Genomic DNA, 24,233 nt, shown 5'->3' on the forward strand with positions numbered 1-24,233 from the left:
TATGTGCGCCATGGTTATTTGTAATGTTTACCAGCGGTGCTATGGTTTTATTACCCGCATTATCCCTTGATGTTTTAGGAACTACGTTACCCAGTGGATGGAACGAATTGATATCACTGGGCGATAAATCCATATGGACCGGAATCAACAGTGCAGGGGAACCTGGCATTGGATTATTGGAAGTTATTGGTTTTGCATGGGCCGCCAATACCATTACCCACTTTGGTTTAATTGATATGGCATTATTACGATTTGCCAAAAAGAAATCATACGGGCTTGCAACCAGTACGGGTATGATGTTCGGTCATTTCGTTGCATGGATCGCAGCTGGTATTATGGGTGCCGGTGCAGCTGTGATCATAGGTAAAACTATCGTTGAATTAGATCCGGGAGATGTAGCTTTCTATGCTTTAGGATGGTCTGGATTTATCATTGTTATCGTTGCCGGGTGGACCACTGCAATAACTAACTTATATAGGGCAGGGTTGGCTGCACAAGCCATATTCCACAGACACTCTCGTAAAAAAACAACCATTATCGTTGGTCTTATTACCATTGCCATTGCTTGTTTTCCTTTTGTGTTTTCTCAAATTCTGCCCTTACTTACCTATGCCGGTCTATTGGTTGTACCTGTAGGCGCAATAGTATTTGCCGAACACCAAATTTTCCCAAAAATAGGGTACACCCGTTATTGGTCGGCCTACCGTAATCTAACCTTTAGCACACCCGCCATTGTATCTTGGGGGTTAGGTTTGGTTTTTGGTTTTGGGCTAAATGCGTTTAACGTAATGTCTTTCTTCTATTTATTTATACCTACATGGATTTTCACTATAATCATTTACACCGTTCTTGCCGGTAAATTTGGTGCAAAAAATAAATATCCGGAAGAAAAAGAAAAAGAGAGGTTAAGAAATGAAAAAATCATTTCCTACCAAGAAGAAAAAAGTTTAACCGAAACTAAACCCGTGAAGGACACCACGCTACTCACAAAAATCTTAAAGGTGGTATCGCTCATTGCTTTGATCATAACCTTAATTTTGGCGGGCATTGTATTGTTTAGCAGTGCAAGCGAAAATATTTACATTGAAAATAGAGAAACCTTTTACTATTATGCGTTTATATGCACGGTAGTTTACTTTGTTACTGCCTATGCGGCATTATTACGCGGAAAATCTAAAAATATTAGCTAAAAAATGACAAAAGAAACGATGTTGAACTCGAAAAATTTAGCAGAAATAAGCAGACAATTACCCACACCATCTTATAAAAGAGATACAGTTAAAGCAGGAATTGTACATGTTGGCGTAGGTGGGTTCCACAGAGCACACCAAGCATATTACAACCATCTATTACAAGAAAAAGAAAATGCTTCTGAATGGGGTATTTGTGGTATAGGCTTACGAAAAGGTGATCAAAAAATACATGATGTATTGCAACAGCAAGACGGTATGTACACCTTAATAATCAAACATCCGGATGGAAAAATTGATTCTGAAGTTATTGGTGCTATCATAGATTTTAAATTGGGATTTGATACTCCCAATGTCGTGATTGACCAAATGGCGCATCCTGACACAAAAATAGTATCATTAACCATCACGGAAGGTGGGTATAATTTTAATCCGGCTACAGGTGAATTCGATTTTGAGAATAAAGATGTGCAACATGAATTAGCGAACCCAGAAGAGCCAAAAACCATTTATGGTTTTTTGACCACCGCCATTAGAAAAAGAAAGGAGAACGGTTTACCGTCCTTTACCGTAATGTCATGTGACAATATTCAACACAACGGAGATGTTGCCAAAGAAATGTTGCTAACCTTTGCCAACAAACAAGATAAGGAGTTAGCTTCATATATTGAAAAAGAGGTAAGCTTTCCTAACAGCATGGTTGATCGCATTACCCCGGTAACCACACAGGCCGACATTGACTATTTAGAACAAACTTACAACCTAAAAGATGAGTGGCCCGTAACTTGCGAGCCTTTTATACAATGGGTCATTGAAGATAACTTTTCTAACGGAAGACCTGCGTTTGAAAAAGTAGGTGTACAATTTGTACCAGATGTGAAACCGTACGAAAAAATGAAACTGCGCCTTTTAAACGCTGGGCATTCCGTGCTAGGCATTTTAGGCGCATTGCATGGTCACCCAACCATTAATGCCTGTATGGAAGATGATCTTTTTGTCACCTATTTAAGAGCTTTTATGGATAAGGAAGCAACACCAGTATTAGATAAGCTAGAAGGTATTGATCTTACAACATATAAGGACAGTCTACAAGAACGTTTTGCCAACCCAAACATAAAGGATAGTGTTAGTAGAATTTGCTCAGAGAGTTCGGCAAAACTTCCAAAATTTTTAATCGCCACCATTCAAGATAACCTGGCTAAGGGTGGCAGTATTAAATATGCAACTTTAGTAATAGCGGCATGGTGTTATTATAGTGATAAGGGCGTAAATAAAGATGGTGAATCCATAGAAATTATAGATGCCATGCAAGACCAACTGCACCAAGCCGCCAGTAAAACCAATGAAGACCCACTTGCCTTTATAAAACAAGAATCTTTATTTGGCAACTTGGCAGAGAATACGACATTCTCCAGTTTGTACAGTGAAATGGTGCAGAAAATATACGCAGACCCAAATATAAAAAAGTTAATGAAATAGCATTAATTGAGTAACAATTTGATCTTGGCCAAAAGTATAAGCTCAGATTTATTGTTACCTGAAAATGCATTTGCAATAGCCTTGACCGTTTTTTGGGTCAAGGCTTTTATCTCATCTGAAAAGGCATGTGGATGCTCCTTGTAAAATTCCACAAATTCTCCAAAACATTCCTTACTACCTTTTGATGTTTCCATAAGAACATCAAAGACAATTTCAATTTGGTTAGCGGCGTCTGTACCATACCGATCCGTAAAATCATCTACGTACAACCAATCTTCTTTCACCAACTCCTTAACTTTTTCCCATTCATTACTATGTACACTACCATCGCACATAGCCACGGCATAAAAAAGCTTTCCTAAGCTCTCATAAAGACCGTTCATTGTTTTCGCAGTATTTTCCATTTTATAATTTTTCTATGAATTTACCATGAAAATACAGCTCAGAACCCACTTTATATATGATAAAAATCAGTCGTAATCTATATATTTGATACTATGCAAGATTTTCAAAAGAACAGTGATATCTTCAATTTGCTTTCAGAAGGAGTTTCAGAAGGTATTATTGTTGTTGATGCCCAACAAAATGTAGTGGCCACCAATACGTCTACAGAACAAATGTTTGGGTATGAAAAGGGAGAATTATTAGGAAAACCGTTGGATATCTTAATACCCAAAAGATATCTTGCCAACCATAGTAAACATGTAAACAAGTTTATTGCAAAAAGTGATAAACGACAAATGGGCCACGGTAGAAATCTCTACGGCATTACTAAAAGTGGCAAAGAATTTCCGGTAGAGGCCGGTTTAAATCCGTTTGAATTTTACGGATCTACTTATGTTATGGCCTTGGTGATCGATATTACCGAAAGAAAGAACAAAGAAGAAGAACTAAGCCATTGGGCACGAATTTTTGACGAATCTCTTAACGAAATTTTTGTGTTTGATGCAGAAACCTTCAAATTTTTGAATGTCAATAAAGAAGCGCAAAGAAACATTGGTTATACCATAACGGAAATGTATGAAATGACCCCGGTAGATATTAAACCGGAGTTCAATGAAGAAAACTTTAAAAAATTGATTTCCCCATTACTTAATAATGAAATTCCCAAAGTTAAATTTGAAACGATACACGGTAGAAAGGATGGTTCTACTTACCCAGTAGAAGTTCATTTGCAGTTGTCCGAATTAGGAAAAAAGAAGGTTTTCGTAGCATTTATACTAGATATAACCGAAAGAAAAAATTACACCGAAAATCTAGAGAAAAAAGTTGAGGAACGCACACAGCAATTAACGGAAGCTTTAGCCGTAGAAAAAGAACTCAACGAATTAAAGACCAGGTTTTTATCATTGGTGTCACACGAATTTAAAACGCCTTTAAGTAGTATACTCACCTCTATCACCTTGCTAGGAAAATATACTCAGACCGATCAGCAACCAAAGAGGGACAAACATGTGGCAACAATTAAAAGCAAAGTAAAATATTTAGACACCATACTAACAGATTTTTTATCTGTAGAGCGTTTAGAGTCCGGCAAAGTCAATTACAAAGTAGAAGAATTTCCGTTAAGCAAAATTGTAAACGAAGTGGTATACAATAGTAATATGCTTTTAAAATCTGGTCAACAAATTCATTACCCAGAAAATATTGACGAGCTAAACATCAATTTTGATGAAAAAACACTAGAATTGGCCTTATCTAATTTAATACATAACGCCATAAAGTACTCTCCTGAAGATACTACTATTACCATTAAAGTCACATTGAACGATACTAACATAATCATTAGTGTAATTGACCAAGGCATTGGTATTCCCCAAGAAGAACAGAAGCATATTTTTAATCGTTATTTTAGAGCAGAAAACGCATTACTAACCCAGGGTACCGGTATTGGTCTTAATATCGCAAAACAACATATGGAAAACTTGGGAGGAAGTCTAGAATTCACCAGTAAAATAGGTTTTGGATCTACGTTTACACTAAGTATACCTAATTTAAAAACCAGCTAACATTATGAAACAAATTCTATTGATCGAAGATGACAAGGCTTTACGTGAAAACACGGAAGAACTTTTAGAATTAGCCGGTTATAGCGTAAATACCGCACCCAACGGAAAAATAGGTGTTAATGCAGCCATTGAAGATGTACCGGACATTATTATTTGCGACATTATGATGCCAGAATTAGATGGTTATGGAGTGCTACAACAATTATCGAATAACGAAAAAACAAAACAAATTCCGTTTATCTTTTTATCGGCTAAAACTGAGCACAAAGAAATACGGAAAGGAATGGATCTAGGTGCAGATGATTACCTTACCAAACCTTTTGACGAAGAAGATCTTATCAGCGCTATTGAAAGTAGACTTGCAAAAGCAGAATTGATTAAACGTATGCAAGATGAAAGCACCAAAGAACATGGTGTTACAGATAATGAAATACGTACGGTTCATGAACTCAAAAACTTCTTTGACGACAATGGTGAGGTTTCCAGTTTTAAAGCAGGGGAATCAATTTATGATGAGGGTGCCAGATCAAACAAGATTTATCTCATATTAAAAGGTCTTGTAAAGTGCCATTGTATGGATACTGATGGTAAAGAGTTGATTACCTCATTGTCTAAAGCAGATGACTTTTTAGGTTTCACCTCTTTTTTAAATAACGTACCGTACCAAGAGACTGCCACGGCTTTAGAAACAGTAGAACTTGCAGGGATTTCTAAAGATAACCTCAAAACAATACTGAATGAGAACAAGAACATCTCTATGGAATTAATGGAGTTGTTGTCTGAAAACATTTCAATGATCAAAGCCCAATTATTACAAATGGCCTATAGCTCCGTTCGAAGAAAAACGGCGCAGACCTTACTCCAATTTGCCGAGTTAATGAATACCAAGCCAAATGAGCCCATACGAATTTCCAGGAATGATTTGGCAAGTGTTGCCGGCATAGCAACAGAGAGTTTAATACGTACATTATCGGGTTTTAAGAAAGAGGGGCTAATTGCGATCGAAGGTAGAAATATTCAAATTAAAGAGCTAAAGGCACTTCAATATGTAAACTAAACGAAATCTGATAAATATCATTTATTACGTTTTATCATCTATTTACTTTTGTAAGGTAAGTTGAATAAATGAAACATATTTTAATTCCCACAGATTTCTCTAAAAATGCATGGAATGCGCTGGAATATGCCGCAAATCTATTTACTAACGAACCATGCAGATTCTATGTATTGCATGTAGATACTTTAAACAATTCTGGTATTAACGGTAATTCCTTCATGGTTTTAACTTCACCGCAAAAAAGCAATACTAAAGAAAAACTGAATGATCTAACAGATAAAATCTCCAGTCAGTTTTCAAATAAAATACACCAGTATATTGCCTTGAAAGAATATGGCAACCTTGTAGATATAGTTAGAAATACGGTACGTGACAAAAAAATAGAATTAATTGTAATGGGAACCAAAGGTGCCAAGGGTTTAATGGCATCGGTAATAGGTAGTAATGCAGGTAACATCATAACTAAAATAGCATGTAACTTTCTTGCGGTACCTGAAAACACCAAGGTAGAATTACCAAATAGAATAGCTTTTCCAACAGATTACAATTTATTCTACAACCATTCAATACTCAACTCAATTACAGAAATTCTACAAATAACCAATGCAAGATTAGATGTGGTTCACAAGACACAATCCAGTCCTAAATTTTCAAATACTCAATTGAACAATAAAGCCTATCTGAGCGATTATTTAAAAGAATTATTTATAGATAGCCACTGTTTTAGAAATATTCAAGGTAAAGAGATAAAACAAGCCATTGCCGAATATATACAAGACAACAATATTAAAATGCTGGTCATGGTAGCAAAAAACCTAAACTTGTTTCAAAAATTGTTCTTTAATAATAAAATCGAAAAATTAAGTCACCATACCTCGGTACCATTATTGGTAATGCACGAGTAGAATAAAATCCTCCCTTTACTTATTTACTATTCTTTACTCCATCATGTACTTCCAATTAAATCCACATTTTAAAATTATAGCCTTTTTCAAAGAATACAAGAACGTATGTAATTAGCACTCAAAATCGTACTTTTGCAACTTTGCTATGAATACATGATTAATTTTGAAGAAAATATAGAGGTCAAGGGCGCACGCGTTCATAACCTTAAAAATATAGATGTTACCATACCTAGGGATAAACTGGTCGTTATAACCGGTCTATCTGGTAGTGGTAAATCATCATTGGCATTTGACACCATTTATGCAGAAGGACAAAGACGATATATTGAAACGTTTTCAGCCTATGCAAGACAATTTTTGGGAGGTTTAGAACGCCCTGATGTGGACAAGATAGATGGCTTGTCTCCCGTAATTGCCATAGAACAAAAAACCACTTCAAAATCGCCAAGATCTACCGTTGGTACCATCACCGAAATTTATGATTTCCTAAGACTACTTTACGCCCGTGCCGCAGATGCACATAGTTATAATACAGGCGAAAAGATGGTAAGCTATAGTGATGAGCAAATTAAAGATTTGATCATTGAATCTTATTTAGACAAGAAAATTAACATTCTTGCACCGGTCATAAAGTCTAGAAAAGGGCACTACCGTGAACTCTTTGAGCAAATTGCCAAACAAGGTTTTGTAAAAGTTAGGGTAGATGGTGAGGTAAAGGATATTGTAAAGGGCATGAAAGTGGACCGTTACAAAACCCATGATATAGAGATCGTTATAGACAGGCTAAAGGTTGTAGAAAGTGAAGACTTTCATAAACGATTATCAGAAAGTATCAATACGGCCATGTATAGTGGTGACAACGTATTAATGGTGCTTGAAGAAGGGACTGATATACCTAGGTACTTCAGTAGGGATTTAATGTGCCCCACCACAGGTATCTCCTATCCTACTCCTGAACCCAATACATTTTCTTTTAATTCCCCTAAGGGTATGTGTCCCAATTGTAAAGGATTAGGCCATGTGTATGAGGTGAATGAAAAGAAAATATTTCCTAATAAAAAATTATCCATTAAAGGTGGTGGTATTGCTCCTTTGGGAGATTACAAAAAATCATGGGCCTTTAAACAAATTGAAACTATTTCCGAACGCTATAGTTTTAAAATTACAGACCCTATAGATACTATCCCTGCAGAAGCTATTGAGATTCTGTTGAACGGAGGAAAAGAAAGCTTTGAGGTAGATTCAAAAACCTTAGGTGTTAAACGCACCTATAAGATAGATTATGAAGGTATATCAAACTTTATAAAAAACCAGTTCGAGGAAGCTGCTTCTACTTCAATCAAAAGATGGGCAAAAGAATATATGGACAAAATCACCTGTCCCACATGTACAGGTTTTCGCCTAAAAAAGGAATCACTTTATTTCAAAATAGAAGAGAAGAATATTGCCGAATTGGCAAATTTTGACATTGTTGAACTTGCTTCGTTTTTTAAAGGGTTAGACAAAAAACTTAGCGGAAATCAGCTAAAAATAGCGGAGGAAATCATTAAGGAAATTACCACGAGAATACAGTTCTTATTAGATGTAGGTTTAGATTACCTTTCATTGAACAGAAGTTCTAAATCGCTCTCAGGTGGTGAAGCACAACGTATTAGATTGGCTACACAGATAGGTTCGCAATTAGTAGGCGTACTCTATATTCTTGATGAGCCTAGTATTGGACTACACCAACGAGATAACGAAAGATTGATAAAATCGTTGGAATCTTTAAGGGATATAGGAAATTCTGTCATAGTAGTGGAACATGACCGTGATATGATAGAACGAGCAGACCATGTCATTGACATAGGTCCAAAAGCGGGCAAGAACGGTGGTGAAATTATTTCTCAAGGAACACCGGAAGAGTTAAAACATGTACATACCTTGACCGCGGATTACATGACTGGTGTTAAAGAGATTGAAGTTCCTAAAAAAAGAAGAGAAGGCAACGGTAATGAGATTGTATTATCTGGCTGCACAGGTAATAACTTAAAGAATATTACCGTAAAAATTCCACTGGGAAAAATGATCGGGGTAACAGGTGTTTCAGGTAGTGGAAAATCTACCTTGATCAATGAGACGCTTTATCCTATTATGAACGCACATTACTTTAATGGCGTTAAAAAACCTATGCCCTATAAAAAGATAACCGGTCTAGAGCATATAGATAAAGTAATTGACATTAACCAGTCTCCCATTGGTAGAACACCAAGATCAAACCCTGCAACATACACCGGTGTGTTCAGTGAAATAAGATCTTTGTTCGCAAAAACCACCGAAGCATCTATAAGGGGTTATAAACCGGGTAGATTCAGTTTCAATGTTAAAGGCGGTAGATGTGAAACTTGCCAAGGTGGAGGTCTAAGGGTCATAGAAATGAATTTCTTGCCAGATGTTTATGTGGAATGCGAAACCTGCAACGGCAAAAGGTTCAATAGGGAAACCTTGGAAATACGCTATAAAGGCAAATCTATTTCAGACGTTCTTGAAATGACCATTAATGAAGCCGTATCATTTTTTGAACTTATTCCAAAAATACATCGTAAGTTAAAGACCATCCAAGATGTAGGATTGGGATATATATCGTTAGGGCAACAATCCACCACCTTATCCGGTGGAGAAGCACAACGTATAAAATTGGCTACCGAACTTTCTAAAAGAGATACCGGTAATACCTTCTATATTTTAGATGAACCTACAACCGGACTTCATTTTGAAGATATAAGGGTTTTGATGGAAGTTTTAAATAAATTAGCCAATAAAGGAAATACTGTGTTAGTTATTGAACATAATATGGACGTAATTAAAATGGTAGACCACATTATTGATATTGGTTACGAAGGTGGCCGCTCAGGAGGGCAATTGGTTGCCAAAGGTACTCCAGAGCAAGTAGCCAAAAACAAGAAAAGCTACACGGCTAAATTTTTAAAGAGAGAATTAAAATAATAAATAGGTAAAAAATTATCTAAAAGAATATATAAACGAATGAGATCAGAAAAACATCACAAAGGCTGGAATGAAATAAAAACCAATGACTCTTGGGCCATTTTTAAGATAATGGGAGAGTTTGTAAATGGTTTTGAGCGTATGAGCAAGATTGGCCCATGTGTATCTATTTTTGGTTCTGCTAGAACCAAAGAAGAAGACCCTTATTACAAATTGGCGGTTTCTATTGCAAAAAGTATAGCAGAAGCTGGCTACGGTGTAATTACAGGTGGTGGCCCTGGTATTATGGAAGCGGGTAACAGAGGTGCAAATCTTGCCGGCGGAACTTCTGTAGGCCTGAACATAGATCTTCCTTTTGAACAGCATGACAATCCCTATATTGACAATGATAAAAGTTTGGATTTTGATTACTTCTTCGTAAGAAAAGTAATGTTCGTAAAATATTCTCAAGGTTTTGTGGTAATGCCAGGTGGCTTTGGAACTTTAGATGAGCTTTTTGAAGCTATAACGTTAATACAAACACATAAAATTGGTAAGTTCCCGATCATATTGGTTGGCAGTGAATTCTGGACAGGTCTTATGGACTGGATAAAAGGCACCATGTTGAAGATGGGCAATATTAGTCCAGAAGATTTAAATCTTATTAAAATTGTTGATACAAAAGAAGAGGTAGTAGAAATTATAGATTCATTTTACAAGGGACACAGCATGAGTCCTAATTTTTAATTTACACCTTGAAACAACATTTAAATTTACTTTTCTATCTGTGCCTAGTAACATTGATTGTCAATGTAACTAATTGCTATGCACAGTATGAAACTGACTTGACGGTTAGTTTAAACGAATACACCAAAGAGTTGGATATTCGTCAAGAATTTACCTATTATAATAATTCTAATTATAACCTAGGTATCATTTATTTTAATGATTGGGCTAATGCCTACTCTGATAAGAACACGGCCCTAGCAAAAAGGTTTGCTCAAGAATTTAAAAAATCGCTTCATCTTGCAAAAGCGGACGAACGCGGTAAAACAACTATTATAAGTGTTGTTGACGATACATACAACGGGCTTGAATGGAGCCGTACCGAGGGTAAGGACATTTTAAAGGTTACCCTAAACGAAATTTTACCTCCCAAAACATCAACAAAAATATTCATCACCTACAAGGTAAAATTACCGCCAAACAAATACACACCTTACGGTTACGGCAATAGAGGAGATTATTATTTAAAAGATTGGTATTTAACACCTGCAGTATATGATGGTAAGTGGCACCTTTATTCAAATAAAAATCTTGAAGATCTTTATATGAACGAAACCAATACCACCATTAATTTTAAATACCCCGATAGTCTATACATTGCCTCTAACTTTGATATTAAGACAGAATCATCTTTTCCACATGGGCAATTTGCGCAATTACAGGGAAATTTACAGCGAGGCGGAGAGATCATACTAAATACACAAAAAAGCTTCTACACACACAGAACACCGTATATGACCTTTATGACCGATTTTAACGCTCCTAGATATAGCACAATCGGCCAAGGTCTATCTATCAATAAGGTTGCCAATTTTATTCATAACAATCTAGGTGACTATCCACATGAAAAAATATTGGTCAGCGAACTAGATTATAACAAAGACCCGCTCTACGGCATAAATCAACTCCCCTCTTTTATACGTCCTTACAGGGAACAGTTTCAATTTGAAATGAAATTTCTAAAAACGGCCATTAATAGTATTTTAAGAGAGACCATGTTCCTAAATCCTAGAAAAGAACAGTGGTTGAACAGCGCCATAGCAAATTATCTAATGATTGCGTATGTAGAGAAGTACTATCCCAATCAAAAATTAATGGGAAAGCTATCTAAAATCTGGGGCTTTAGAAGTTTTGAACTGGCCAAGATGGATTTTAACGACCAATATTCATTTCTATACAATCTTACCGCTAGAAAAAATCTAGACCAAGCATTGCAAACCTCTAATGATTCGCTTATAAAATTCAATCAAAAAATTGCCAATAAATATAAGGCCGGACTAGGACTGGCGTATTTGGCAGATTACATTGGTGAAGAACATGTTGATGAAAGTATTAAAACCTTTTTTGAGTATTATAAACTAAATAATGTAAAAGTTGCGGACTTTGAATCTATTTTAAAAAGGTCAACAGAACAGGACATTAACTGGTTTTTCAAGGACTATGTCTCAACCGATCGAAAGATTGATTTTAAAATAAAAAACGTAAAAAAAGAAGTAGATTCTTTGCATGTTACGATTAAAAATAAAGAAGGCACCAATGTACCCATTTCAGTTTTTGGACTAAAAAAAGATTCCGTAGTCTCTGAATATTGGTTCAAGGATATTAAGCTTGAAAATACATTTACCATTGCCAATAACCAAGAGGACAGATTGGTACTTAACTATGACCAAAAAATACCGGAATTCAATCAACGCGATAATTGGAAATCTTTAAAAGGCTTTCTATCAAGCAACAAAAAATTAAAATTTACATTTTTCAAAGATGCCGAAAATCCATATTACAATCAGGTATTCTATGTTCCTGTATTGAGTTTTAATGTTTATGATGGTTGGACCCCGGGCATGCGTTTATACAACAAAACCTTACTTGAAAGACCTTTTGTGTATGATTTCTCCCCCTCCTACTCCTTTAAAGAAAAAGCTTTTGTAGGCTCTGGAAAATTCAGTTATAGAAAATACCTAAGCAAAAGTGGTTTGTACGTTACCCAATATAATATTGGTGCAGGCACATCTCACTTCAATGAAAACTCTAGATATTCATCAATTACACCATCGGTAAGCTTTGGTTTTAGACCAGCAGATCTATTATCGAACAAGAGAGAATTTCTAAGTTTCAGATATGTTAACATTTTTAGGGATTTTGATCCGGCTCTTTTAAGTTTGGCCAATGACCCGGAAAATCCGGACTATAGTGTTTTCAATGCACGGTATTCAAGCAGGAACAATGGCATCTTAGATTATAACTCTTGGTTTGCGGATTTTCAATTGGCAGGCAATTTCAGTAAACTGGCCTTTGAATATGAATATCGCAAACTCTTTGAGAACAACAGACAACTTAATTTAAGATTTTTTGCCGGTAAATTTCTTAGTAATAAAACAGAAACAGATTTTTTTAGTTTTGCGTTGGATAGACCTACCGATTATCTTTTTGACTATGGATATCTAGGCCGTTCAGAAGATTCTGGTATTTACAGCCAACAGATAATTATTGCCGAAGGCGGATTCAAATCATTTTTAGATCAACGTTACAGATTTTCTAATGACTGGATGGCAACGGTAAACGGTAGTTTCAATATTTGGAAATGGATAGAACTCTATGGTGATGCCGGATTGGTAAAAAATAAAGGTCGTGAAGGAAAGTTTGTGTATGATTCTGGAGTACGATTAAATTTGGTTACAGATTATTTTGAACTTTACCTACCGCTACACTCTAATAATGGTTGGGAAATTTCACAACCAAACTACGGCGAAAAAATTAGGTTTATCATAACCGTTAGTCCAAAAACCTTAACTGGATTATTCACAAGAAAATGGTTTTAAACTAAGAAATTCTAATACGGCCCGTATAAATTTTAGTTAAAATTAAGATATTTTCAAAATAATATCACTTTTGTTGAAAAATATGGAATAAATTAACTGGTTACAGCGTTGCTAAAAAGTACTTGATTCGGTAATTTTGTAAAAACACGTTTTATACATGGATGTCTCTTCTAAAACCAGTAATGATATTTCTTTTGAAGATTTCAAAGAACAAATAATAAATGATTACGAAGTTGCTTTTTTGAGCAGAACGTGTAGTTTGCTGGGAAGAAAAGAAGTCTTGACCGGTAAGGCCAAGTTCGGCATTTTCGGTGATGGTAAAGAACTACCGCAACTAGCCATGGCTCGTTCATTCAAGAATGGTGATTTTAGAAGCGGGTACTATAGAGACCAAACCTTTATGATGGCCTTGGGCCTACTGCAGCCTAAAGAATTTTTTCACGCGCTATATGCCACTACGGATATTGAAAAGGAACCTATGAGTGCGGGAAGGCAAATGGGGGGTCACTTTTTAACACATAGTTTAAATGCGGACGGTAGCTGGAAAGATTTAACAAAACAAAAAAACAGTAGCGGCGACATCTCATGTACCGCCGGGCAAATGCCTAGATTATTAGGACTGGCACAAGCATCCAAAGTATATAGGAACCAAGAAGGTCTAGACAGTGCAAAATTTTCCATAAACGGAAATGAAATTGCCTGGGGCACCATAGGTAACGCAAGTACTAGTGAAGGCATGTTTTTTGAAACCATAAATGCCGCCGGTGTTTTACAGGTGCCAATGGTCATTAGCATTTGGGATGATGAATACGGCATTTCCGTACCTGCAAAATTTCATACCACCAAAGAAAACATTTCAGAAATTCTATCTGGTTTTCAAAGGACCGAAAAAGAAAAAGGTTATGAAATCTTAAGAGTAAACGGCTGGGATTATACTGCATTGATGCATGCCTATGAAAACGCTGCGGATATTGCCAGACAAGAGCATGTTCCGGTAATTATTCACGTAAACGAACTAACACAGCCACAGGGCCATTCTACCTCTGGATCTCATGAACGTTACAAAGACAATGAGCGATTAGAATGGGAACGTGACCATGATTGCAACAAACGTTTTAAGGAGTGGATTTTAGAATCGGGCATAGCCACATCAGAAGAATTGGAATCCATTGAAAAAAGAATTAAACGTACCGTTAGAGAAGCTAAAAAACAGGCTTGGGACGAGTATTTGAAAGATAACCTATCAAACAAAACGCTATTGCTGAATTTGATAGAAAAAGCGGCTTCTAAAAGCCCTAACAAAAACTTTTTAAATAAATTAAAAAATGATTTAATCGCAACTGAAGAGCCAATTAGAAAAGATTTGGCTATATCAGCAAGAAAATCATTGCGCTATCTTCTTGGGGAACATACGCAGGAGAAACAGGATTTAATTAATTGGACCAACAATTTTCTAGAAGAATCTCAATTTAAGTACAGCTCTCATTTATATAGCGAAAATGACAATAAGGCCACAAATGTAACGGGTATTACTCCGGAATACAATGATGATGAAGAACTTGTGGACGGCAGGGTAATTCTTAGGGATAATTTTGACAAACTATTTGAGAAATACCCCAACACATTGATCTTTGGTGAAGACACAGGAGCCATTGGCGATGTTAACCAAGGTCTTGAGGGTATGCAAGAGAAATATGGGAAAATACGTGTTGCAGATACCGGCATACGAGAAACTACCATTATTGGGCAAGGTATAGGTATGGCATTAAGAGGACTTAGGCCTATTGCAGAAATACAGTATCTGGATTATATTTTTTATGCGTTATCTACCCTTACCGATGATTTGGCAACCTTGTTATATAGAACTGCCGGAAAACAAAAAGCTCCTTTAATTATTAGAACCAGGGGCCACAGGCTTGAAGGTATATGGCATTCTGGATCAGAAATGGGCGGATTGATACATTTACTAAGGGGCATGTACATTTTAGCACCTAGAAACATGACGCAGGCTGCCGGTTTTTACAATACACTTTTAAAAAGTGATGAGCCTGCATTGGTTATTGAAAGTTTAAACGGTTATAGACTAAAAGAGAAGAAACCAAAAAACCTAGGTGAATTTTGCACACCTATCGGTAAGGTTGAAACAATGAAAGAAGGCAACGATATCACATTAGTTTCCTATGGCTCTACGCTACGTATTGTAGAAAAGGCCGCTAAAGAACTAATTGAGGTGGGTATTGATGCCGAAGTTATAGATGCGCAAACATTATTACCGTTTGACATTGAAATGGAGGTTTTGGAAAGTGTTAAAAAAACCAACCGTTTGTTGGTTATTGATGAAGATGTACCTGGCGGATGTTCTGCTTATCTTCTAAATGAAATTTTAGAAAAACAAGGTGCATTCAAATATTTGGATAGTACCCCACAAACTTTAAGTGCAAAAGCGCACAGACCGGCATATGGTACCGATGGCGACTATTTTTCAAAGCCTAACAGAGAGGATATTTTTGAAAAGGTTTATGCGATCATGCATGAAGTTAGACCGAACGATTATCCTAAATTGAGATAAGTAAAACAAGAAGTTTTAGTAAGAAAAAATCCCATATATACTGGGATTTTTTTTATGCCCTAGAATTTCCAATGAATAAAAGAAAATTTTTATTTTTTATAGAAGGATCTTTAATTACTTGAAAATTAAGCTACCTTTATCATTTATTGTTTCAAAATTTAAAATCAGTCAAATACGATTCCTTATTAATTTCAATAAAACAAAAAAAAATCGATACTTTTAAGGGAAATATTGTATAACATGAAAAATACTTTACTAAAAGATATCGGCTTGGCATTTTTTAGAATTGCAATATCTGCCATGATGTTAACGCATGGTCTTCCTAAATTTCAAAAATTGATTTCTGGAGATTTTCAATTCTCAGACCCCTTCGGTATTGGAGAGGCCCCATCACTATTCTTAGCTGTAATAGGTGAATTCATTTGTCCTATACTTATAATTCTAGGTTTTAAATCACGATTAGCGGCAATACCGGCAGCCATAACTATGGCGGTCGCGGCATTTGTTGCCCATGGTGCGGATGATTTTAGTACAAAGGAAAAAGCGTTGTTTTACCTGGTAGCATTTATTACCATTTCATTAGTTGGTCCGGGTAAATTCGCAATCGATAAAAAATAATCGCTTAAAGCAAATCTATACACTATAGCATCTAATTTATTTCCGTTGAAATTTAAATGTCCAATTATTGTCATTTAGTTGAATAGCCGGTTACTACACAATTTTATAAAGCAATTCTTTTAATAAATCTGCCTCTTTCATAGGCGTAGCCCCTACTCCTTTGCTTTTTAAATCCATTTCACGAAGACTGGAGATAATACCGCTTACTTTCTTCATTGGGTAATTTCTAGCTGCTGTTTGTATTTCGCTTACGAAATAAGGATTAATACGCAAAGCACTTGCCACATTTTTAGGAGAATGATCCGCAAGCCCATGGTATTGCAATAACTGCGTAAAAAATGAATGCAATAAGGTTATTGTTAATATAAACGGATTGTCTTTTGGATTTTGGGCAAAATGGTTAATGATTTTGGTAGCCTTGACGATATCCCTGTCACCAATGGCCCGTTTTAACTCAAAATTATTATAGTCCTTACTAATGCCAATATGTTCTTCAATATGCACAGGGTTAATCTCGGTCTGTTTCGGTAAAACTAATTTTAGCTTGTCTAGCTCTTTGCTAATTTTACCCAGATCTGTACCCAAATATTCTACCAACAAAAGCGCTGCTTTATGAGATATGGTATAGCCACGGCTTACTAAATGCTTTCTGATCCAGTCACTTACCTGATTCTCGTATAATTTCTTACTTTCAAAAACTACACCGTTCTTTTTTATGATCTTATGCAGTTTTTTTCGCTTATCTAATTTTTTGTATTTATAACATATGACCAATACTGTAGATTGCTGAGGGTTTTCCGCATATGCACAAAGGTTTTCAATGGTACGGGATAAGTGCTGCGCCTCTTTTACGATTACTACTTGATGTTCGGCCATCATAGGGTAACGTTTGGCATTACCTACAATGTCTTCAATAGACACATCTCTACCATACAATACCATTTGGTTGAACCCTTTTTCATCTTCGGTCAACACATTGTTACTTATAAAATCTGAAATCTTGTCAATAAAATAAGCTTCTTCCCCATACAGGAAATAAATAGGACTTATTTGTCCTTTCTTAATTGTATTGACTATTTGTACAGCTTCATCCATTCAGAAAAAATCATCAACTTTGTATAATGCAGCCACTAAATTTTCCTAACTACACTTTCAGGGTCAAAAATAGCGAAAATAGAACCTTGATTTTTGACGTTATACGTAAAAAATTTTTGGTACTCACACCAGAAGAATGGGTTCGGCAGCATGTAGTTCAATATCTAGTACAAGAAAAAAAATATCCGCTTAGCCATATTAATGTTGAAAAACAGATAACCCTAAACGGTTTAAAAAAAAGATATGACGTAGTGGTGTTTAAACCAAACGGTCAGCTACACATACTTGTAGAATGTAAAGCTCCAAAAGTTTCTATATCCCAAATGACATTTGATCAAATAGCACAATACAACTTTAAGTTGAACGCTTCTTATTTAATGGTTACTAACGGACTCTCACATTACTACTGCCAAACGGACCTAATTGCTGAAAAATATGAATTTATGAAGGAAATTCCTGATTTTAGCCGTTAATTTGCGATCGTTTTGAAGATAGCTGTAGTCATATTAAACTGGAATGGTGAAGTACTTTTAGAAAGGTACCTACCTTCTGTTATCAATTATTCCGCTGATGCAGATATATACGTTGCGGATAATGCTTCAACAGATGGTTCTGTTTCGTTTATAAAAAATACCTACCCCACTGTTAAGATTATTCAGAATTCTGTGAATGGAGGTTTTACCAAAGGCTATAATGACGCCTTGAAACATGTGGATGCAGATATTTTTTGCTTGTTGAATTCAGATGTAGAAGTTTCGCCCAAATGGTTGGCACCTATAAAAGAAACCTTTGAAAAAGTGCCCGAAGCTGCAATTATACAACCCAAGATTTTGGATTTACTTAAAAAAGATCATTTTGAGTATGCAGGTGCAGCCGGTGGTTTTATTGACCAACTTGGCTACCCTTTCTGCAGAGGCAGGGTATTTCAAACCTTAGAAAAGGATAATGGCCAGTATGATGATGTTAGGGAAATATTTTGGGCAACCGGAGCCTGTATGTTTATCAAAAAAAATGTATTCAAGGAGTTGAACGGTTTTGACGAGGACTATTTTGCGCACCAAGAAGAAGTAGATTTATGTTGGCGTGCAAAAAACCATGGGTACAAAATATTGTATGTAGGCACTTCCCATATCTTTCATTTGGGCGGTTCTACGTTAAGCAATATGAACCCCAAAAAAACATATTTGAATTTCAGAAACACACTATTCTCTATTACAAAAAACTTGCCCAGAAGAAAGGCCTTCATTATTATCTTCTTAAGATTACTGTTAGATGGGATAGCGGCAATACGATTTCTTTTTCAGTTAAGATTCAAACACTTTTTCGCTATTTTTAGAGCACATTTAAGCTTTTACAGACAGTTTAGAAAAATGTATAAGAAAAGAGAAAAAACACAATTTCTCAGAAAATACTATGCTACGAAGTCCATTGTATGGTCTTACTTCGTACATAGAATAAGTAATTTTAACATTTTAGTAAAAGATTAACTAACAACACATATAAGTGACTTTGTAATTATATAATTTTGAAGTCGCTTAGATGCGAAAAATAGAGTAAACCACTTAAATAAGTATAATAGAATAAAATTATGAAAAAAGTATTATTAGGATGTCTTGGAGTAACCCTTTTACTTTCATCTTGTGTGTCTTCAAAGAAGTACGCAGATCTTGAAGCTAAACACAAAAATGCACAGGATTTATTGAATTCAGCTACGGTTAAATTGAATGATTGCTTAGAAGAAAAAGCAACGGCTTCATCTAGACTTCAAACATTAGAAGATCAAAATGCATTTTTAAAGGCCAATAATCAAGAGTTGATCAATAATATGGGCAACTTAACCACTTTAACTACAAAAGGTGCGGAGAATTTAGAGAAATCTTTAGAAAGCTTACAAGAAAAAGATTTAACTATACGCAAGTTGAACGACGCCATAACACGTAGAGATTCCGTAAACCTTTCTTTAGTGCAAAGTTTAAAAGGTGTTTTAGGAAATATGGATGATGAGGATATTGAAATCAGCGTTGAAAAAGGTGTTGTTTTCGTTTCTATTTCTGATAAATTGTTATTTAGCAGTGGTAGCTACAATGTAACAAGAAGAGCTAAAGAAGTGCTTGGTAAAGTTGCCAAAGTAGTAAACAACAAGCCTGATTTTGAATTTATGGTAGAAGGCCACACTGATGACGTTCCTTACAGAGGTAACGGTTCTTTGTTGGATAACTGGGATTTAAGTGTTAAACGTGCTACTGCGGTTGTACGTATTTTACAAAATGATTTCAACGTAGACCCTAAGCGTATGACTGCTGCAGGTAGAGCAGAATATGTACCGGTCTCTACTACTGAAAAGTCTAAAAACAGAAGAACACGTATTGTAGTTCTTCCAAAAATCGATCAATTTTACAGCATGATCGAAGAAGGAATGAAAGATCCTGCAATCAACAAATAATTGTAGATAGATTATAAAATTAAAGCGGCTCAATTGAGCCGCTTTTTTTTATGCCTAAACTAATAAAATATCTATTTAAATAATATCAAGACTACCTTTACCTTCACGTACAACTTCTGGCAGCCCTCCGGTAGACACATCTATTATAGTTGACCCTACATTACCACCGTATCCTCCATCAATTACTACATCTACAAGGTTATTCCATTTCTCATAAATTAATTCTGGATCGGTCGTATATTCAAGAACATCATCTTCATCTCTAATAGAAGTTGAAACAATTGGGTTTCCCAGTTCTTGCACCAAAGCTTTTATAATACTGTTATCCGGCACACGAATACCCACCGTCTTTTTCTTTTTAAACTCCTTAGGCAGATTATTGTTTCCTGGTAAAATAAAAGTATAGGGGCCAGGTAATGCCCTTTTCAATATTTTAAATGTAGCAGTATCAATTTGCCGAACATAATCGGATAGATTACTCAAATCCGTACATATAAAAGACCAATTGGCTTTTGCCAGTTTAATTCCCTTAATACGCGCAATTTTTTCCAGTGCCTTAGTATTGGTAATATCACATCCCAAACCATAGACCGTATCAGTAGGATAAATAACCAAACCACCTTTACGCAATACTTCCACTACCTTTTTTATTTCCTTAGGATTAGGATTCTCTTCGTATATTTTTATGAATTCTGCCATAACGTAAAGATTTTTAATAACTATATTAAGTAAATATTACATCATAACTACCCAATTACTTCTAATTTGGCGAAACGTAGCAATAGTTTTTTAATATCTCCTTTATCAAATAATATTTCTGCCTTTCTATCATTACCGGCACCTTCAATCTTAACAACCTTACCGCGACCAAAGCGCGTATGGTTAATCAATGAACCTACGGTAAGGTTTGGGTCTATTTTGTTGGTATTACCAACAGGCTCAGACAACTGTGGCTTTAATTTTCGTAATTTTTTCAGTTGTCCTGAATTGGGCTGGCCTACCATTGGCGGGGTACCCCTTTTAGGCTTTTCTTGACGTAATCTACTTTTATCTACCTCACCGAATATATCGGCATTTATAAGGGATTTGTAACGGTACCCACCGTCTATAGGCGTAAGGTTCTCTACATATTTCTCATCTATCTCCTCTAAAAAGCGACTGGGCTCTGCATCTATTAATTTACCCCAACGGTATCTATTTTGCGTATACGTTAAATACGCTTGTTTCTCCGCTCTCGTTAAAGCAACATAAAACAATCTTCGCTCTTCTTCCAACTCACTACGCGTGCTCATACTCATTCCGGAAGGAAACAAATCTTCTTCCATCCCTACAATATATACGTAAGGGAACTCTAATCCCTTTGCCAAATGAATGGTCATTAAGGCAACCCTATCATCATCACCAGTATCATTGTCCAAATCAGTAGCAAGGGCTACATCTTCTAAAAATTCACTAATGTTACCGGTAGCTTCATCAATTTCCTGCTGCCCTTCAACAAAATCTTTTATACCATTTAAAAGTTCTTCTATATTCTCCATTTTACCGATACCTTCTGGAGTTCCGTCTTTCTTAAATTCTAAAAGAACACCGGTTTTTTTGGCTACATGTTCAGATAACGTAAAGGCATCAGTAGTTTCGTTCATGACCTGAAAACTCTTGATCATGTTAACAAAGTCCGTAAGTTTACGCTTGGTACCCGCATTAATTTTTAAGTCTATACGGTCTATATTTTCCATTACCTCGAAAATGGACCGGTTGTAATGATTTGCAGCTACCACCAACCTATCTAATGTGGTACCGCCAATTCCTCTGGCAGGAAAATTAATCACCCTTTTTAAAGCTTCTTCATCTTTTGGGTTGATCACTAGGCGCAAATATGACAAAACATCTTTAATCTCTTTACGCTGGTAAAATGACAATCCGCCATAAATACGATACGGAATATCCCTCTTACGCAAGGCATCTTCAATTGCCCTAGATTGGGAGTTTGTTCTATATAATACGCAAAATTGACCATTTGTCATTTGCTGCTGCATTCTATGCTCCCAAATAGAATTTGCTACAAATCTACCTTCTTCGGCATCAGTGGTACTTCTATGAATTTTAATTGAAGGCCCATCATCATTATCGGTCCAAACTACTTTCTCGATTTGATTTTGATTTTTTCCAATGATAGAATTTGCCGCATTTACGATATTTCTGGTAGAACGGTAATTCTGCTCTAAACGGTACATACCTACATTATCATAATCTTTTTGAAAGTTCAGAATATTGCTAATGTTAGCACCCCTAAAAGAATAAATACTCTGTGCATCATCACCTACAACACATATATTTTGAAAACGATCGGCCAATGCTTTTACGATCAAGTATTGGGAATGGTTGGTATCTTGATACTCATCTACCAGTATATACCTAAACCTATCTTGATATTTTGCCAACACTTCTGGGTGGCGTGTTAAAAGCTCGTTGGTACGCAATAACAAATCATCAAAATCCATTGCCCCTGCCTTAAAACATCGATCCACATAATTCTCGTAAATGTCGCCAGTTCGTGGTTTTTTGGCCATTGCATCCTGTTCTACCAAATCCGGATCATTACGGTAGGCCTTTACGGTAATCAAGCTATTTTTAAATGATGATATCCTATTTTGAATCTGTTTGTATTTATAAATATCCTTGTCCAACCCCATTTCCTTAATAATAGAGGCAATAAGTCTTTGCGAATCTTGTGTATCATAAATAGTAAAATTGGCAGGGTAGCCCAACTTGTTACCGTCTATACGTAAAAGCTTTGCAAATACGGAGTGAAAGGTACCCATCCACAGATTTTTTGCTTCGCTGGCACCAACTATATGTGCTATACGTTCCTTCATTTCCCGTGCCGCCTTATTAGTAAAGGTCAAGGCCAGAATATTAAAAGAATCTACTCCCTGCGCCATCAGGTATGCAATTCTATACGTTAATACACGTGTTTTACCAGACCCTGCCCCGGCAATAACCATTAAAGGTCCGTCTTTATGCAAAACGGGAGCTTTTTGGGCATCGTTCAATTCATCTATAAATGAGCTCAAATTTTCTTTTTTTTAGTGACGTAAATTTAGCCATAAATGAGGGATAGTAAAAGTGAAGTGTTTTAGTTTTGTAAACAATAAATGGTATTTCTTTTCATTTTGAATATATTTAAACTTTAATTCTTGCATAGAGATTACGGTTGTTAACATTCTTATGCCATAATGATCAACAAAAAACACAGAGAACAAACAAATATTAAATATTGATTATGAAAAAACTAGGCTTATTGGTTCTCGTACTTTTCGGTTATACCGTACAGGCACAAGGTCCAAATCTTGAAAAAGACTACAAAGCAATTGAAAGCAAAGTAGTTGACTGGAGAAGGGAAATACATCAGAATCCAGAACTGGGTAATCGCGAATTTAAGACTGCGGAAAAAATTGCAAAACACCTAAAATCTTTGGGAATAGAGGTTGAAACCGGTGTTGCGCACACAGGTGTTGTAGGTCTTTTAAAAGGTGCCCAACCAGGTAAGGTAGTGGCGTTAAGAGCGGATATTGATGCGTTACCCGTTACGGAACGTAACGACCTACCATATAAATCTAATGTCACTTCAGAATTTATGGGCGAAAAAGTAGGTGTTATGCATGCTTGTGGGCACGATACGCATACAGCTATCTTAATGGGTGTAGCTGAAGTTATGTCTAAAAATAAGGATAAGATCAAAGGAACCGTTAAGTTCATTTTTCAACCAGCAGAAGAAGGACCACCACCAGGAGAAGAAGGCGGTGCACTTTTAATGGTAAAGGAAGGTGTAATGACCAGCCCTAAGGTAGATGCTATTTTTGGCCTTCATATTAATTCACAAACTCCCGTTGGTACCATTCGCTATAAATCTGGCGGAACCATGGCCGCAGCCCAGCAATTTGTTATCAATGTTAAAGGTAAACAGTCGCACGGTTCACAACCTTGGTCCGGTGTAGATCCAATATTGATCAGTGCTAAAATCATAGACGGTCTACAAACCATAATCAGTAGAGAAACTGAACTTACCAATGAAGCCGCCGTTATTACCGTAGGTAAAATAAAGAGTGGAGTCCGTTTTAATATTATACCAGAATCTGCAGAAATGATCGGTACTATAAGAACGTTGGATTATGATATGAAAGACAAGCTTAACAAACGTATGGTTGAAATGGTGAGCGATATTGCTAAAGCCTACGGTGGCGAAGCTACATGTGTAATTACAGATGCTACGGATATTACCTATAACAACCCAGAATT

General features: G+C 36.0%; 18 protein-coding genes. 14 read left to right on the top strand and 4 right to left on the bottom strand.

Annotated features, from left to right (window positions below):
• Window positions 1-1,190 (top strand): hypothetical protein (locus QZ657_RS15155; protein ID WP_291967950.1); only part of this gene is annotated, 1,190 nt, incomplete at its 5' end.
• Window positions 1,191-1,193: 3 nt separating this feature from the next.
• The gene (locus QZ657_RS15160; protein ID WP_291967951.1) at window positions 1,194-2,669 is read left to right on the top strand and encodes a mannitol dehydrogenase family protein; all 1,476 of its coding nucleotides are present in this window, start codon (window positions 1,194-1,196) and stop codon (window positions 2,667-2,669) included.
• Window positions 2,670-2,671: 2 nt separating this feature from the next.
• On the opposite strand, the gene QZ657_RS15165 is transcribed toward QZ657_RS15160, so the two are convergent.
• Window positions 2,672-3,073 carry a hypothetical protein gene (locus QZ657_RS15165; protein ID WP_291967952.1) on the bottom strand — a complete coding sequence of 134 codons (402 nt, stop codon included), beginning with the start codon at window positions 3,071-3,073 and terminating at the stop codon, window positions 2,672-2,674.
• 93 nt (window positions 3,074-3,166) lie between these two features.
• Here QZ657_RS15165 and QZ657_RS15170 point away from each other — a divergent pair, with 93 nt between their 5' ends.
• The 8 genes from QZ657_RS15170 (at window position 3,167) to QZ657_RS15205 (ending at window position 16,396) form a co-directional block, all read left to right on the top strand.
• Complete coding sequence (locus QZ657_RS15170) at window positions 3,167-4,678, top strand: PAS domain-containing sensor histidine kinase (protein WP_291967953.1); 1,512 nt, start codon at window positions 3,167-3,169, stop codon at window positions 4,676-4,678.
• Between the two features lie 4 nt (window positions 4,679-4,682).
• Complete coding sequence (locus QZ657_RS15175; RefSeq protein ID WP_291961733.1) at window positions 4,683-5,735, top strand: response regulator; 1,053 nt, start codon at window positions 4,683-4,685, stop codon at window positions 5,733-5,735.
• A 68-nt stretch (window positions 5,736-5,803) separates the two neighbouring features.
• Window positions 5,804-6,640, top strand: coding sequence for a universal stress protein (locus QZ657_RS15180; protein WP_291967954.1), 837 nt, complete (start codon window positions 5,804-5,806; stop codon window positions 6,638-6,640).
• A gap of 153 nt (window positions 6,641-6,793) precedes the next feature.
• Window positions 6,794-9,625, top strand: coding sequence for an excinuclease ABC subunit UvrA (uvrA, locus tag QZ657_RS15185; protein ID WP_291967955.1), 2,832 nt, complete (start codon window positions 6,794-6,796; stop codon window positions 9,623-9,625).
• Window positions 9,626-9,664: 39 nt separating this feature from the next.
• Complete coding sequence (locus QZ657_RS15190; RefSeq protein ID WP_291967956.1) at window positions 9,665-10,351, top strand: TIGR00730 family Rossman fold protein; 687 nt, start codon at window positions 9,665-9,667, stop codon at window positions 10,349-10,351.
• Between the two features lie 8 nt (window positions 10,352-10,359).
• On the top strand, window positions 10,360-13,209 hold the full coding sequence (locus QZ657_RS15195; RefSeq protein ID WP_291967957.1) for a M1 family aminopeptidase: 2,850 nt from the start codon (window positions 10,360-10,362) through the stop codon (window positions 13,207-13,209).
• Window positions 13,210-13,366: 157 nt separating this feature from the next.
• Window positions 13,367-15,778 carry a thiamine pyrophosphate-dependent enzyme gene (locus QZ657_RS15200; RefSeq protein ID WP_291961740.1) on the top strand — a complete coding sequence of 804 codons (2,412 nt, stop codon included), beginning with the start codon at window positions 13,367-13,369 and terminating at the stop codon, window positions 15,776-15,778.
• 240 nt (window positions 15,779-16,018) lie between these two features.
• Window positions 16,019-16,396 (top strand): DoxX family protein, encoded by a 378-nt coding sequence (locus tag QZ657_RS15205; RefSeq protein WP_276473279.1) that lies wholly within the window; start codon window positions 16,019-16,021, stop codon window positions 16,394-16,396.
• Between the two features lie 93 nt (window positions 16,397-16,489).
• On the opposite strand, the gene holA is transcribed toward QZ657_RS15205, so the two are convergent.
• Window positions 16,490-17,491: a DNA polymerase III subunit delta gene (holA, locus tag QZ657_RS15210; RefSeq protein ID WP_291967958.1), complete on the bottom strand. Its 1,002-nt coding sequence runs from the start codon at window positions 17,489-17,491 to the stop codon at window positions 16,490-16,492.
• A 26-nt stretch (window positions 17,492-17,517) separates the two neighbouring features.
• On the opposite strand from holA, the gene QZ657_RS15215 reads away from it, so the two are divergent.
• The 3 genes from QZ657_RS15215 (at window position 17,518) to QZ657_RS15225 (ending at window position 19,934) form a co-directional block, all read left to right on the top strand.
• Window positions 17,518-17,964, top strand: a complete 447-nt coding sequence (locus tag QZ657_RS15215) for a type I restriction enzyme HsdR N-terminal domain-containing protein (RefSeq protein ID WP_291967959.1) — start codon at window positions 17,518-17,520, stop codon at window positions 17,962-17,964.
• 12 nt (window positions 17,965-17,976) lie between these two features.
• A complete protein-coding gene (locus tag QZ657_RS15220) occupies window positions 17,977-18,978 on the top strand; it encodes a glycosyltransferase family 2 protein (protein ID WP_291967960.1) in 1,002 nt (333 codons plus the stop codon).
• A 101-nt stretch (window positions 18,979-19,079) separates the two neighbouring features.
• Window positions 19,080-19,934, top strand: coding sequence for an OmpA family protein (locus QZ657_RS15225; protein ID WP_276473275.1), 855 nt, complete (start codon window positions 19,080-19,082; stop codon window positions 19,932-19,934).
• Between the two features lie 75 nt (window positions 19,935-20,009).
• On the opposite strand, the gene QZ657_RS15230 is transcribed toward QZ657_RS15225, so the two are convergent.
• Both QZ657_RS15230 and QZ657_RS15235 read right to left on the bottom strand, forming a co-directional pair.
• A complete protein-coding gene (locus QZ657_RS15230; RefSeq protein WP_291967961.1) occupies window positions 20,010-20,633 on the bottom strand; it encodes an L-threonylcarbamoyladenylate synthase in 624 nt (207 codons plus the stop codon).
• A gap of 47 nt (window positions 20,634-20,680) precedes the next feature.
• Window positions 20,681-23,008, bottom strand: coding sequence for an ATP-dependent helicase (locus QZ657_RS15235; RefSeq protein WP_291967962.1), 2,328 nt, complete (start codon window positions 23,006-23,008; stop codon window positions 20,681-20,683).
• Window positions 23,009-23,217: 209 nt separating this feature from the next.
• Between QZ657_RS15235 and QZ657_RS15240 the strand changes: the two genes are divergently transcribed.
• Window positions 23,218-24,233: amidohydrolase (locus QZ657_RS15240; protein ID WP_291967963.1), on the top strand; the 1,016-nt coding region annotated here is incomplete at its 3' end.

Source organism: Maribacter sp. (assembly GCA_020629415.1).
Lineage (GTDB): Bacteria > Bacteroidota > Bacteroidia > Flavobacteriales > Flavobacteriaceae > Maribacter > Maribacter huludaoensis.